The following is a 13,941-nucleotide window of genomic DNA, read 5'->3' on the forward strand; positions in this document are numbered from 1 at the left end:
TCCTCGTTTCTTCGTTGTTTTACAGTCCCATGCTACCGAGATTCCTCCTCAGGAAAAAGAAGTGGGTAACCAGCAAAGACACAAAAATGCCCGCCCTCCTCCAGGAGAGCGGGCATTTTTCTAGCGTGCGGTTACTTCAGTGAAGTACCTACGGAGCCAAGCTGCTGAGCTGCTTCAACCACGCGAGCGGTCATGCCAGCTTCTGCCTTAGCACCCCAAACGCGAGGATCGTAAACCTTCTTGTTACCAACTTCACCGTCAATCTTCAGGACGCCGTCGTAGTTAGCCAACATGTGACCTGCAACGGGACGGGTGTATGCATACTGGGTATCGGTATCGATGTTCATCTTAATAACACCGTAGGAAACTGCATCTGCGATTTCCTGCTCGGTGGAGCCTGAACCACCGTGGAATACGAGGTAGAAAGGCTTATCCTTGCCGTACTTCTCGCCAACTTCATCCTGAATCTGCTTGAGCAGTTCGGGGCGTAGGTGAACGTTACCGGGCTTGTAAACGCCGTGAACGTTACCGAAGGTAAGAGCTGCCATGTAGGTGCCCTTTTCGCCCAGACCAATAGCTTCTACAGTCTTAATAGCATCTGCAGTAGTGGTGTAGAGCGAGTCGTCGATAGCGCCTTCAACGCCGTCTTCTTCGCCGCCCACTGCACCAATCTCAACTTCGAGAATCTGGTGGTTCTTAGAGGTACGAGCAATAAGCTGCTGTGCGATCTCGAGGTTTTCATCGAGCGCAATAGCTGAGCCATCCCACATGTGGGAGTTGAAGATGGGATCTTCACCGCGAGCAACAGCCTTCTCGGACTCCTCAATCAGGGGCAGAACAAAGCCGTCTAGCTTGTCTTTAGGGCAGTGGTCGGTGTGTAACGCAATGTTGACGTCGTACTGCTTAGCAACTTCGCGTGCGTAAGCTGCGAATGCGAGAGAGCCAGCAACCATGTCCTTCTTAGAAGCACCAGACCAGTAAGCTGCGCCACCGGTAGATGCCTGCACGATGCCGTCTGAACCAGCTTCAGCGAAGCCCTGAAGTGCTGCGTTGAGGGTCTGGGAAGAGGTTACGTTGATGGCAGGGTATGCGAAGCCTTTTGACTTAGCATTTTCAAGCATTTCTGCATATTTTTCCGGGGTTGCAATAGGCATGCTGACTCCTTCGGGTCAAATGTTAACCACCGTTTTGATGGTTTCTTCAATAAAGCACATCGCACCGAGCTAGCGGTGAAGCCCTCCCAGCACGAGGTGCTCATCTGCTCTAATTCTACCAAGGAGAGGGGCAAACTAAAGAGTTATCGACATACTATTTCACACATAAACCCACCTAATACCAGATTATTTGTGTGGGATTGGGGCATTTGGACCAAGAATTCCCCGGTAAAATCCACTCACAGGTTGGGGATTATGGGTTTATGCGAACAAGAACTTTAGCCCTGCTGATTTTCAGCGACCTCACGACGTCGGTCGAGGAAAGTAACCGACAGACCAGCCGCTAGTAACACCAGAATTCCGCCGAACGCGGCGGCAAAGCCTATATTCCAGTGGTATCCCGCCGCCACCATTCCGTACATAATGCTGGGAATGAGAGCGGTACCGATTGCCGTACCCATACGCTGACCCAGCGAAAGAATACCGCCGGCAACACCACTGATATTGGTAGGTACCGATTTGAGAGTCAACGTTTGGTTGGGAGAAATCACCAGACCACCACCAGCGCCAAGCAAGAGCAACGGGATCGCAAGCGCCCACACGGGAACTGCCCCAGATTCAACCGGGCCAATCATTGCCATAGCCCCGGCAATGGAGAGCATCGAGCAGATAAATCCAGCCATCACCATACGGCGTCCGGCACCGAGCACACGCTTACCTGCCCACGGTGCGGCAAAAGCCGAGAGGATGGATGAGGGAATACCGATGGACGCCGCCACCAGCGCGCTCTGATGCATATGCGACTGCAGGTAGACAGGAACAATCAGCCATACGCTCGTGTTACCCAAGAAATAAAGAGTCACAATCAAAATGCCGTTGCGGAAGGCGGGTTCTTTGATAAGGTCCATGTCCACCATCGGAGGGCGCCCGGCCTTCTTATAGCGACTTTCCCACACCACGAAGAAGACCAGAAGAAGAATACCTGCGGGAAGCAAAGCCCAAATCAGCAGGTTTTGGCTACGCTGTACGAAGGGGAACAGAACCGCTAAAGTTGCCACCGCGAGGGTAATCATGCCTACAGGGTCAAGATCCATATGTCGTCGGCGGGGATTGCTACTCAAATCAGCTGCATGACGATCGTTAGGGAGCCATTTCATCGCCAAATAGATACCCAACAAACCGATAGGCACGTTCACCAAGAACATCATGCGCCAGCCCAAAGATTCGCCAAAGAGCTGAATGAGGAAACCGCCCATCACAGGCCCCACTATTACCGCAAGAGCTACTACCGTTCCAAACATCCCGTAGGCACGTGCCCTCGCTTGCCCGGAGAAATTACTCTGAATAATGCCAGTGGTTTGAGGATTGAGAAAGCCTGAGCCAAGCCCCTGGAGCACGCGCGCAGCAATCAATACTTCTACGTTGGGGGCCAAACCGCTTATCAACGAACCCACGGTAAACGTCGTGATGCCAAGAATAAACATGCGACGCCGTCCAGTGGCATCGCCAAATCTACCCGCAGCAACCAGCGGAACACCAAAGGCGAGCGCGTACCCGGAGACCACCCACTGGGTTTGGCTCGAAGAAGCTCCCAATGAATTACCTATAGGAGTGAGAGCCACATTCACCACAGATACAGCCAAAAGCGCCATAAAGAGTGGGATAAGAAGAGCTGATAAGAGCTTCTTAGAGGAAATAGCGGGTTGAGGTAAGGCCATTCATTCTCCAGCGAATTATGGTGGTTAATCTATCTCAGCTTATAACGCATTTATAGGTACAAGTATTCTCGATGTCCATAGCTTGATTCAGCTTTGCATAATAAGCTTTCTATAACGTTCTTCATGTAGAAAGGTCACCAATGAACACCATCATTATTGGTGCAGGAATTTCCGGTTTAGTCGCGGCACAAGAGCTCAAACGCCAAGGTACTGACTTTGTAATTATTGAAAAAAGCAATAGGGCCGGTGGGCGTATCGCATCTGAGAAAATTGAGGGGTTCACCTGCGATGTAGGTTTTCAGCTTCTCAATCCTGCCTACCCAGCGGCACGTTCACAACTAAATCTTAAATCCCTGGGTCTACAAGCTTTTGATCGCGGGGCTACAGTGTGGCATCAGGGCAAACAGATTACTCTCGCAGACCCCACTCGCGCCCCACACAATGCTGGTGGATTACTGCGCACGCTCAAAGGTCAAGACGCGCGGGCAGCTCTCGAATTTTTGAGAGTTCCCTCCGAAATCACCCTTGCAGATGCGTTAGACAAATCGCAGTTCAGCCCATTGATGAATCGCACGATTCGTACTTTTCTTGCTGCCGTGGTAGCGGACGAGAAGCTGTCTTGTTCTGTGAAATTCGCCAGGGATCTCATGAAGTACTTCGTGCTGGGTTCGCCTTCCCTGCCCGCTCAGGGTATGGAAGCTATAGTAAAGCAACTTCTGGAGGGCGTGAAAGAATCAATTCGGTTTAACACCGCAGTCGAAAAAATTAATGAAGCTCCTGCCGGTGTAGAAGTAGTTTGCTCTGACGGATCTACGCTCACCGCTAACCGCGTGATTGTTGCGGCTGACCCTCTGGCATCGTCTTACTTAACTGGCATCAATAAACCCGCCACGGGAGCTCTTACTACCTGGTGGTTTGCGACCTCGACTAGACCAACCGAATCCCGTTACCTTCATCTTGATCTCTCGGGACAGCCTCTGTTCAATCACACGGCCGTAGTATCTAACATTGCTCCCTCTTACGCGCCCTTGGGCAAGCACCTGGTGGAGGTAAGCGCTACCGGTTTACGTAACGATGACCCCCAACAGATTGCGGCACGTTCTGCCCAGATTCTAGGAGCCGATAACGCTGATGATTGGAAGCTGCTGACGACCCATCATATAGAACATGCTCTTCCCATCATCGGCGCAGACTCTAACCCTGTTCCAAAAAGCAACAAGATTACCCTCGCTGGCGACATACGCCATGCTTCTATCCAAGGAGCATTAGCAAGCGGGCGGAAAGCGGCTAATTAACTCGCTGACCGAACTCGAACTTGCGAATCCACGCGTGCATGGCGATGGCGGCGGCTGAGGCGGCATTCATCGAGCGGGTAGAACCGTACTGTTCAATGCTGAGGGTATCTTGGGCGACTTCATACACTTCGTCGGAAAGCCCCGGACCTTCTTGCCCGAAGACAAAGACGCAGTTCTCTGGCAGATCATAGGTTTCCAGTTGCTTGGAATCGGGGAAATTATCGATGCCAATAATCGTGAGCCCCTCCCCCTGCGCCCACTGCACGAACTCCTCCACGGTGGGATGGTGGCGCACGTGCTGGTAGCGGTCGGTGACCATAGCGCCGCGTCGATTCCAGCGTTTTTTGCCGATAATGTGCACTTCTTTGGCGAGGAAAGCGTTGGCAGTTCGCACTACGGTGCCGATGTTGAGGTCATGCTGCCAGTTCTCAATCGCTACGTGAAATTTGTGGCGCTTGGAATCAAGGTCGGCGATAATCGCATCCATCTTCCAGTAGCGGTACTGGTCGACGACGTTGCGGCGGTCGCCTTTCTCTAACAGCTCGGGATCCCAGTGGTCGCCTTCGGGTAGCTCACCCTTCCACGGCCCCACACCCACGTTGTGTTCAGACTGTTCAAACTGGGTGGCGGCGGCGCCGTCGGTTTCTGGAGTAGGTGTCTCTGTGAGGGGAACCTGTGGAGAGTTCGAGGTTTCGGGGTTCTCTGAGGGGTTTTCGGGGTCAATCATGAAAAAGCTTTCTGCTGCGTTAACGCACATGAGAGGGCAGTTTTCCGCCCTCTCATGTGAAGTAAAAATCTTAGTCTTCGAGTTCTAAATCAGTCTTTGAGTATGCGTAAAGGCAGGGTACGCCCGCTACTTCTTCAATGTGTTCTTTGGCGCCGGTTGCGCGGTCAACAATCACTGCAACAGCTACCACGTTCGCGCCAGCTTTTTTGAGCGCCTCTACTGCGGTAAGAGCTGATCCGCCGGTGGTGGAGGTGTCTTCAACAGCCACGACGTTGCGCCCTTCAACACTGGGGCCCTCAACCTGGCGTCCCATGCCATAAGACTTCTGAGCTTTACGCACCACGAAAGTATCGATAGCGCGGTCCTGGTCACCTGCCGAACGCATGATGGCGTTGCCTACGGGGTCTGCACCCATGGTGAGACCGCCTGCGGCGTCGAATTCGATGCCGGCGTTATCCAGGAGGTCAAGCATAACCTGTCCGACAAGGCGTGATGCCTCATGATGCAGGGTGATGCGGCGAAGGTCGACGTAGTAGTCGGCTTCTTTACCGGAAGAAAGGGTTACTTTGCCGCGGACGACGGCAAGTTCCATGATGAGTTGGCGCAGGCGTTCGCGTGCTTCGTCAATGGGCAGGGTTTCAGAAAGCTTAGTCATGGTTTAAGTGTAGCGAACGGGGTGGCTTCGCGGGCCCGGGTCACTAAATCAGTAAAAGTGTAGGTATTTGGGTGCATTTTTACGGATTTGGTGACCCGCGAGGTTCGGTAGTCTAGAACCATGAGCATTTTTTCCAAAGATCCCAGCGAATCCACCGGCCAGAAACTCACCCGCCTCGGCATGGGTGCGGGGCTCACGATTATGGGTGCCCTTCACTTCAAGCAGGACGCCGTCGAAAACTTCGCTTCCATCGTCCCCCCATGGGTTCCCGGCAAAGCAGAAGACATCGTCTACCTCTCGGGCGTCGCAGAGCTAGCTCTGGGGCTCGGAATGCTGACTGCCCCGCGCGCACGTCGAGCGACTGGGCTAGGCGCCGCAGCCCTCTTCGCAGCAGTCTTTCCCGCTAACGTCTACCAGTACACCGCTAAAATCGACATACCCGGAGTATTCGACACCGACGCCAAGCGCCTGCGCCGTCTACCCATGCAGCTACCCATGATTGCGGGCGCCCTCTACATCGCTAAGAAGTAGCGACGTCGGGGAGAGCCGCCCGCAATTTAGCGAGCATTTCTTCGTACTCGGCGTCGGGATCAGAATCGGCAACAATCGCGCCACCGGCGCTCAGCGATACCTCGCCGCTGGGTAAAACCACCAGCGTGCGAATGACAATCGAAAGATTCGCCGCACCCGACGCCGAAAAGAATCCCAGCGACCCCGAATAGATTCCGCGGGCACGTTGCTCTAATCGGTCAATAATTTCCATGGTGGAGGGCTTAGGCGCGCCGGTCATGGAGCCACCGGGAAAACAAGCGGCGGCAGCGTCAACCGCAGAAACTTCCGGGCGCAGTAACGAGGAAATCGTGGAAACAAGCTGGTGCACCGTCGAGTAAGATTCCACGCCCATCAGCACCGGTACTTTAACCGTGCCGGGTTCACTAACCATCGATAAATCGTTGCGGAGTAAATCCACGATCATGAGGTTCTCCGCGCGTGTCTTAGGATCTTCCCGTAACCAGGTGGCGGCACGTAAATCTTCCAGCGGATTGGCAAAGCGTTCGATGGTTCCCTTAATGGGTTTAGTTTCCGCGCGCCCATTCGCAGATACCGTGAGATACCTCTCGGGAGAGGAACTCAGAACCCAGTGGTCCTCGCACTTCAAAAATACAGCATAGGGCGCCGAATTATGCTGACGTTGCGCGCAGTACAGATCGAATATGCCGCGCGGGCTATTTATTTCACGAGGTAATGACGCGCGGGTCTCTGCGGTCATGCAGACCTCGTAGGTGTTACCCTCATAAATCTCGTGCAGAGAGTCTTCAATAGCGGTTAAATATTCGGCGCGGTCGGGGTCAGCAAAGTGAAGCCCCGCCTGCGGCTGAGTATCGCCCCAAGGCGCCTCATTTTCAGATGAACTTTGCTCCGCGATTTCCGCTAGAGCTTGCGCCGTTGTCTCAATCCACTCGCTATCTCCCACCAGATAGGCGCGCTGCACAATGTGATCGAGCATGAGATAGCGGACGGCGGGCATCCAGAGGGCATCGGGAGTTTCCGCGCTATAGGGTGTGGAAAATCCCAGCGCACGGCGCGACTCGTAACCGAAATACCCTACGTATCCGCCTAACAGTTCACTTTTCAAGTGGTTGCGTACTTCCACAGATACATCTTCAAAATCCACCTGCGGTGCAGATGTCAAAGCTTCAGAAAGTAACTCCCACGGATTCTGCTCGCCCGCCTCTTCTACCCGCAATACCTGGGCGGGATTAGGCACTACGCCCACATAAGAAAAGCGAGACATAGGTGATTCAGGGCGAGCAGAATCCAGCCAAAAGGCATAGCTAGAATCGCCAGCAATAAGAGGAAAAGCTAGCTGGGGATTCACCATGAAATCGAGGGCACGCAGTCTAAGAGAACGAGTCATCTCAACAGTCTAGGTGAAAAGCGGCAGCTACATCACGCGCGCGTCTTCACCGTTTTCAGAGACCATAGGCTTCTCGGCGTCCTGCCATGCACCCATGCCGCCTATAACGTTCAGCACGTCAAAACCGGCATCCTGAAGGTAGGCGGTTGCCTTCAATGAGCGCCCACCAGAGCGGCAGATGATATACACATCTTCATCCAGGGGCACCTCACCGTAACGGGCGGGAACATCGCCGAGGGGAATGTGCTGGGCGCCTTCAATATGGCCTGCTTCCCATTCCATGTCCTCGCGCACGTCCAAAATCTTGGCATCTGCAGGGATTTCGTCCACAGTTACCTGGCGCAAATCGTCGTTCATGTTTTCTCCTTAGGTTGATGGTCTATCAAATCTAACTTTTCCACGGACGACGACGCGGAGCAACACGGACAACAAAAAATCCGCCCCGGTGAAACCGAAGCGGATTTTCTCAAGCTAAAAACTATTACTGGTTCTGGAACTGGCGCATCTGTTCCTGGAAGTCAGGGTTATTAGCCAGCATAATGAAGCCAATAATACCGAGTACGATCCAAATCAGCGCAATAACAATTGCAATGATGCTCATAATTTTGCCGCCCTTAGCAGGGATACCGAAACGTTGAGCTTTCTTTGCTTTAGACATTCCTACGATACCCAGCACGATTGCAATAATCTGAGTGACGGGGAAGAAAATAGGAATGATGGAAAGAATAAGAGCAATAATGCCCACGACCTTGGAAGTCTGTGCTGCACTTACGCCAGCTTCGTTAGCCGCATTAACCTGACCATACTGATGTTCGTTCACGTAATGGTTGTTGTTCTCCGTGTACTGCGGTGCGACGGGCGCGCCATTTGCCTGAGCCCCGTTGTGGTGCTCACCGTACTGCTGAGTGTTGTTGGGGGTTCCAGCAACGGAATCGTGAACAGAATCGGAATTCACAGCTCGGCTGCTACCCGCATTATTCGGATTTGAAGGAATATTATTTTCATTCGAGTTATGAGGTGTAGTAGTCATAACTTCAGTCAACCATAATCCGCATCCGGAGTGTGGGAAAAATATTAAGGTGGCGTATTATTTTTTGAGGTATTCATCTCTCTCACCTTTTGCACCGGTCAAAGGGCATCAAAATAGCCCCTTTCACTATCCCCCAAGTGTTACTCTCCCCCGGATTCTCATTTACCCAGAACGTAAATTTATGCATCTCATCGCATAGAAAAGATGATTCCGAAAGCAATTAAGGTTTAGAATTACACGGAAAAACCATTGCACCGGAGCTCGCTTTATCCCCTGCGCGTTCCCTGTTCTAAGTTGAAAAAATGACGACATCTCCGCACGATACCGGCTCCCAAGCCGCAGTTCGCACCACCAGCGAGCTAAACCCCAGCGGTAAAACCTTCTTTGGTCACCCGCGCATGTTAGCAAACCTGTTTTCCGTAGAAATGTGGGAGCGATTCTCCTACTACGGCATGCAGGGCATCATGATCTTCTACCTCTACTATGCAGTAACTGAGGGTGGATCTGGACTGGTCAACGAGACCACCGCAGCAGGCATCATGGGTGCCTACGGTGGCACCGTTTACCTGCTTGCTATCTTGGGCGGCTTCATTGGCGACCGCGTTCTTGGCCCCGAACGCACCTTATTCTATTCCTGCATTTTGATTATGGCGGGCCATATCTCGCTTGCTTTGCTGCCCGGTGCCGCCGGCGTCATCGCAGGTCTACTTCTCGTAGCTATCGGATCCGGTGGTCTAAAGACGAATGCCTCGGCACTCTTGGGCACCCTCTACGCCAAAGATGATCCCCGCCGCGACGGTGGCTTCACCATCTTCTACATGGGTGTAAACATCGGCTCCCTCCTAGGCCCCTTGCTCACTACTTTTGGGTGGGGTCTCTGGGGCTTCCACGCCGGCTTCTTACTAGCAGCGATCGGTATGGCAATTGGCCTGACCCAGTACGCGCTGACCCGCAAGAACCTTCCTGAATCAGCGCATGAGCTCTCCGCACCACTTACTTCTTCAGAAAAGAAGAAGTACTCACTACTGGGCGTAGCTATTCTTGTCGTTATTCTTCTTCTGGTGTTCACCGGCATCATTACCCCCAGTAACCTCGCCAGCTGGGTTATGGGGTTCATCGCTATTGGTGCGGTTTCGCTGTTCACCGTTATTTTGAGGGACAAGCAAATCACCTCGGTGGAGCACTCCCGCGTGGTTTCATTCATCCCCATGTGGATTGGTAACGCCGTCTTCTGGGCTCTATACCAGCAGCAGTTCACTGTAATGGCACTGTATTCAGATACCCGCTTGAACTGGAATATCCTGGGCATGGAGCTCAAGCCCAGCTTAGTGAACTCCATTAACCCCATTTTCATCATCATTTTCGCGCCCCTCTTCACCATCATGTGGGACCGCCTCGGCAAGCGCCAGCCCACCACTGTGGTCAAGTTTGCCTTGGGCATCATCGGCGTAGGTATCGCGTTCCTCATCTTCCTTACTCAGGCAGGAAACATGAGCGTGAACGTTGGCTGGATCGTTTTGATTTTGTTCGTATGCACCATCGCTGAGCTTGCAATCTCTCCAGTGGGCACGTCGCTCTCCACTAAGTTGGCTCCCGCACGTCACAGAGTGAACATGGTGGCGCTGTACTTCACCTCAGTTGCTTTAGGTACCGTGCTCGCTGGCTGGTTGGCTAAGTTCTACTCGGTAGAAACCGAAGTTCCTTACTTCACCACGCTGGGTATCGGCACCATTGTGGTCGGTCTTTTGCTTTGGGGTATGAACAAGTGGATTACTCAGAAGATGGCTGGCATTCGCTAAACATCTTTGCGGTTTTTGCCCCATCTAAGCAAGGGGGTTCCTCGATGTTTCGAGGGACCCCCTTGCTTTTAAGTTACTGAGAGAGCCTCTTCAACACCTGTTTTTTAAGAAGATACCGCGGTAGGTTTAAGAAAGTAACATGAAGCAGACTTAGATTCTATCCGAGATAAAAGGAGAATAACTTCATGGGCACCTACGCACTAACTAACGCAAACACCGGTGAAGTCGAGCAGAAATTCGACTCCATCAACCCCTCCGAAATCCCCGGAATTATTGACACCGCGGATAAGGCATACCAAGAATGGCACAAGAAACCTGCAACCGAGCGCGCCGCAGTTCTCACCAAAGCCGCCGGAATCTTCCGCGATCGTAGCGCAGAACTTGCTGAAATTATCGGCAAAGAAATGGGTAAGCCAGTCAACGATGCCAAGGGTGAAATTGAGCTCGTTGCTAACATCTTTGAGTGGTATGCAGACCATGCTGAAGAACTTCTCGAAGACGAAAAGCTTGATGCCAAGGGTGCTCCCACCAACCTGGTTCGCCACGAGTCGATGGGCGTGCTCATCGGCGTCATGCCCTGGAACTTCCCCTACTACCAGCTTGCCCGCTTCTCCGCACCAAACCTTCTGCTGGGTAACACTATTTTGATGAAGCAGGCATCTATCTGCCCCGTTTCTTCCGCAAAATTCGAAGAAGTTCTCTCCGAAGCAGGTTTGACTGACGGCGCTTACCAGAACCTCTACCTCAACGCTGAAGACGTAGAGACCGTGCTAGAAGACTTCCGCGTCAAGGGAGCATCTGTTACCGGTTCTGAGCGTGCAGGTACCGCTGTGGCAATGGCAGCTGCTAAGAACGTCAAGAAGTCTGTGATGGAGCTGGGCGGCAACGACCCCGCTATCGTTTTGGATTCAGTCAAGGACGTCGCCAAGGTAGCGCAGAAACTCACCTTCCTGCGTTTTGCGAATGCTGGTCAGGTCTGCACCTCACCCAAGCGCGTTATCGTGTTGGAGAGCATCTATGATGAGTTCGTTCAAGCTGCGGTTGAGACCGCTCAGAGCGTGAAAGTAGGCGACGCTTCAGACGAATCTACCCAGATGGGTCCCCTCTCCTCGGAGGGCGCTCGTGATGAAGCTGTAGAGCGCATTGCCCAGGCAGTGAAAGACGGCGCAACCCTGCACTTCGGTGGCGAAAAGCTTGACCGCCCCGGCTGGTTCATGAGCCCGGCGGTACTGACAGGTGTTGATTTCGACGCGGACCTCTCCTGCAACGAGCTCTTTGGACCCGCCCTGGTTATTTACAAGGTTAAGAACGAAGAAGAAGCTATCAAGTTCGCCAACAACTCCGAGTACGGCCTGCAGGCATCGGTCTGGACCGACGATGTCGAACACGGCTTTGAGGTTGCGGATCAGTTAGTAACGGGTATGGCCTTGGTCAACGAGCACGTAACCACCCAGGCAGATCTACCTTTCGGTGGCGTAAATAAGTCCGGTTACGGGCGCGAACTCACCCAGTGGGGCTTCTACGAGTTCTCCAACGAGAAGCTCATTCGCGGTGGAGCTATCGACCGCTAATCGGTTGTGGGAGCTGGACTTAACCCAGTTTGTATCAGAAATGTGAAAGCGGACCGCATAGAATGCGGTCCGCTTTCATGTTTCTGGCCCAAAGTCCCCGCGAGGCTCCCCGCCTCGAGTTCGTACGATACTTTCCGCGCTGTACCATGACTTTCCTGGTACAGCCCCAAAAGTCTGTTACAAACTGGGGAAACGGAAAAGAGCTACCTCGTCAAGCCCATGTTAACTTTCTTTGCACCAAGTTACTTCTTATAAAGAACCTCTAGCATCTGCCCTTGCAGGTGGCGTACATTCTCCAGTGAAACACGTTGATCATTACAGAATTCGACGTCCAAGAAAGGAAACAACCATGGCTCTTTACCTCGTAGAACTCACCCCGCAAGACGCCTCCAAAGAGAACGCAACCGCGCTCATTGAAGATGCTGATCAGGCTCTGCAGCAGACCGAAGCTGAGCTCATTGAAACCCAGGTAACCTCTGATTTCAAGACCATCTACGTGATCGTAGAATCAAACAACCCCGGCGTATTTGCCAATGCTTTCAAGACTGCTTTCGATGGCAAGGCCTCCTTGGCAGGACCGGACGAAGTTCGCCTCGTCGGCGCAGATTTGGACGATATCAAGAAGCTCAAGTCCAACGCCGAATACCTGATTGAGTGGGACATTCCCGCGGAAATTACCATGGATCAGTACCTCGCTCGTAAGAAGGCAAACTCCCCTAACTACGCAAAAGTTCCCGAGGTTTCTTTCTTGCGCACCTACGTCCGCGAAGATACCGCAAAGTGCCTCTGCTTCTATGACGCCCCTGATGAAGATGCTCTGCGCCGCGCACGCGAAGCAGTCAACACCCCTATTGACCGCATCTTCAAGCTGAACGAAGCATAAGGGTTTCTTTTAGCAACGCCGCCGCCGCTTGTGATAAGTCTGCGCGGCGGCGTTTTTACACCCTTTTTTCGCATTTACACCCCGCTTTTCAAGAAGTTTTGCCGCTAGAAAGAGCACGCCATGTCTGATTTCACTCTTGAACCTCTCTTTGATTACCCCCAGCGCCAGCAGGTACTCGATCTGGCGCGAGAGCACGCCGAAGACGTCGATCACGATAAGTATTCACCTTTTGATACATTGCGGACACTCGGTTCCCAGGGATTGTTGACCCTGGGCAGGGATGGCTCACTACTGCCCCAGGTCGCAGTGGGATTTGATCTTGCCACAGAATGCGCATCTACAGCTTTCTCGCTCTGGGCGCACCGCTCAACCATCGCGTTCTTTGATGCACTTGATTTGCCGCTACCGGACGGTCTAGCAACCGGAGAAACCACCGGCACTACCGCCATGGCGGCGGCGTTCAAGGACTCCTCGGGAGTCGGTGAAATTCAGGTACACGCCACCCACGTAGAGGGCGGCTTGCAACTCAACGGAGTTATCTCTTGGGCATCCAACCTCTACCCCGGCGGCGTGGTGGTTCTCCCGGTCATAGTGGACGACGCCGCAGCAGGCGAACCCACCAAATACATTGTGCAGACCCGTGTAGACGCCGACGGCTTCAACGTGAAATACCAAAAAGGTCTTCTAGCTCTGGATGCCACCGAATCCGGTTTTATCAAGATCGAAAACCTCTTCGTGCCTGAAGCCGACATCATGACCCGCGACGTCCCCGGTTTTCTCCAGAAGATTCTCGCCCCTTTCCTGTTGGTGCAATCCTCTTTCTGCCTCGGGCTCGGCGCTGCCGCACTGAACTCTGCAGCTGATCACCTCGACGTCGCCCAGGGTATATTCCGTGATGAATTCGCCACCATCCGCGCCGAATACGAACGTCTACGCACCGAAATCACCGAGCTCGCTGAACATCCCCAGCAGGTTGAACGACGCCGCGTGTTGCAGCTTCGACTTGACGCCGCGCATCTTGCCACCGCCGCCACCCGTATCGAACTGGCGACCGTCGGCGGCAAAGCCTACAAAACCAACAGTCCCTCAGCACGCAGACTGCGCGAATCACAGTTCTTGCCGGTGCAGTCGCCTACTGAGGGCCATCTCCGATATGAACTCAGCCATGCCCAGTAACAGCCACAGCAGCAA

General features: G+C 53.2%; 13 protein-coding genes. 6 read left to right on the forward strand and 7 right to left on the reverse strand.

Annotated features, from left to right (window positions below; translation table 11 throughout):
* Positions 1-131: 131 nt before the first annotated feature.
* Together fbaA and A7E48_RS08835 are read right to left on the reverse strand one after the other, a co-directional pair.
* On the reverse strand, positions 132-1,154 hold the full coding sequence (fbaA, locus tag A7E48_RS08830) for a class II fructose-bisphosphate aldolase (RefSeq protein ID WP_068172366.1): 1,023 nt from the start codon (positions 1,152-1,154) through the stop codon (positions 132-134).
* Positions 1,155-1,432: 278 nt separating this feature from the next.
* A complete protein-coding gene (locus A7E48_RS08835; RefSeq protein WP_068172369.1) occupies positions 1,433-2,872 on the reverse strand; it encodes an MFS transporter in 1,440 nt (479 codons plus the stop codon).
* 140 nt (positions 2,873-3,012) lie between these two features.
* Here A7E48_RS08835 and A7E48_RS08840 point away from each other — a divergent pair, with 140 nt between their 5' ends.
* Positions 3,013-4,167 (forward strand): NAD(P)/FAD-dependent oxidoreductase, encoded by a 1,155-nt coding sequence (locus A7E48_RS08840; RefSeq protein WP_068172372.1) that lies wholly within the window; start codon positions 3,013-3,015, stop codon positions 4,165-4,167.
* Here the strand turns inward: A7E48_RS08840 and A7E48_RS08845 are convergent.
* Both A7E48_RS08845 and pyrE read right to left on the reverse strand, forming a co-directional pair.
* The gene (locus A7E48_RS08845) at positions 4,160-4,894 is read right to left on the reverse strand and encodes a TrmH family RNA methyltransferase (protein WP_068172374.1); all 735 of its coding nucleotides are present in this window, start codon (positions 4,892-4,894) and stop codon (positions 4,160-4,162) included. The two genes, A7E48_RS08840 and A7E48_RS08845, sit on opposite strands and share 8 nt — an antisense overlap.
* A 70-nt stretch (positions 4,895-4,964) precedes the next feature.
* A complete protein-coding gene (gene pyrE / locus A7E48_RS08850) occupies positions 4,965-5,549 on the reverse strand; it encodes an orotate phosphoribosyltransferase (protein WP_068172377.1) in 585 nt (194 codons plus the stop codon).
* Positions 5,550-5,669: 120 nt separating this feature from the next.
* Between pyrE and A7E48_RS08855 the strand changes: the two genes are divergently transcribed.
* Complete coding sequence (locus A7E48_RS08855) at positions 5,670-6,080, forward strand: hypothetical protein (RefSeq protein WP_068172381.1); 411 nt, start codon at positions 5,670-5,672, stop codon at positions 6,078-6,080.
* Here A7E48_RS08855 and A7E48_RS08860 read toward each other — a convergent pair.
* From A7E48_RS08860 to A7E48_RS08870, 3 genes are all read right to left on the reverse strand, one after another.
* Positions 6,070-7,467, reverse strand: coding sequence for an anthranilate synthase component I family protein (locus A7E48_RS08860; protein ID WP_083147325.1), 1,398 nt, complete (start codon positions 7,465-7,467; stop codon positions 6,070-6,072). The two genes, A7E48_RS08855 and A7E48_RS08860, sit on opposite strands and share 11 nt — an antisense overlap.
* A gap of 27 nt (positions 7,468-7,494) precedes the next feature.
* Entirely contained in the window at positions 7,495-7,824 is a 330-nt protein-coding gene (locus A7E48_RS08865; protein WP_068172386.1) for a rhodanese-like domain-containing protein, read from the reverse strand.
* Positions 7,825-7,948: 124 nt separating this feature from the next.
* Positions 7,949-8,497 (reverse strand): DUF4190 domain-containing protein, encoded by a 549-nt coding sequence (locus A7E48_RS08870; RefSeq protein ID WP_068172389.1) that lies wholly within the window; start codon positions 8,495-8,497, stop codon positions 7,949-7,951.
* Positions 8,498-8,799: 302 nt separating this feature from the next.
* Here A7E48_RS08870 and A7E48_RS08875 point away from each other — a divergent pair, with 302 nt between their 5' ends.
* From A7E48_RS08875 to A7E48_RS08890, 4 genes are all read left to right on the forward strand, one after another.
* Positions 8,800-10,296, forward strand: a complete 1,497-nt coding sequence (locus tag A7E48_RS08875; RefSeq protein ID WP_083147326.1) for a peptide MFS transporter — start codon at positions 8,800-8,802, stop codon at positions 10,294-10,296.
* A 185-nt stretch (positions 10,297-10,481) separates the two neighbouring features.
* Positions 10,482-11,867 carry an aldehyde dehydrogenase family protein gene (locus A7E48_RS08880; RefSeq protein WP_068172391.1) on the forward strand — a complete coding sequence of 462 codons (1,386 nt, stop codon included), beginning with the start codon at positions 10,482-10,484 and terminating at the stop codon, positions 11,865-11,867.
* 349 nt (positions 11,868-12,216) lie between these two features.
* Positions 12,217-12,750, forward strand: coding sequence for a DUF4242 domain-containing protein (locus A7E48_RS08885; protein ID WP_068172396.1), 534 nt, complete (start codon positions 12,217-12,219; stop codon positions 12,748-12,750).
* Between the two features lie 120 nt (positions 12,751-12,870).
* Positions 12,871-13,926: an acyl-CoA/acyl-ACP dehydrogenase gene (locus tag A7E48_RS08890; RefSeq protein ID WP_068172397.1), complete on the forward strand. Its 1,056-nt coding sequence runs from the start codon at positions 12,871-12,873 to the stop codon at positions 13,924-13,926.
* Positions 13,927-13,941 lie beyond the last annotated feature (15 nt).

Source organism: Rothia sp. ND6WE1A, from assembly GCF_001683935.1.
GTDB classification, from domain to species: Bacteria; Actinomycetota; Actinomycetes; order Actinomycetales; family Micrococcaceae; genus Rothia; species Rothia amarae.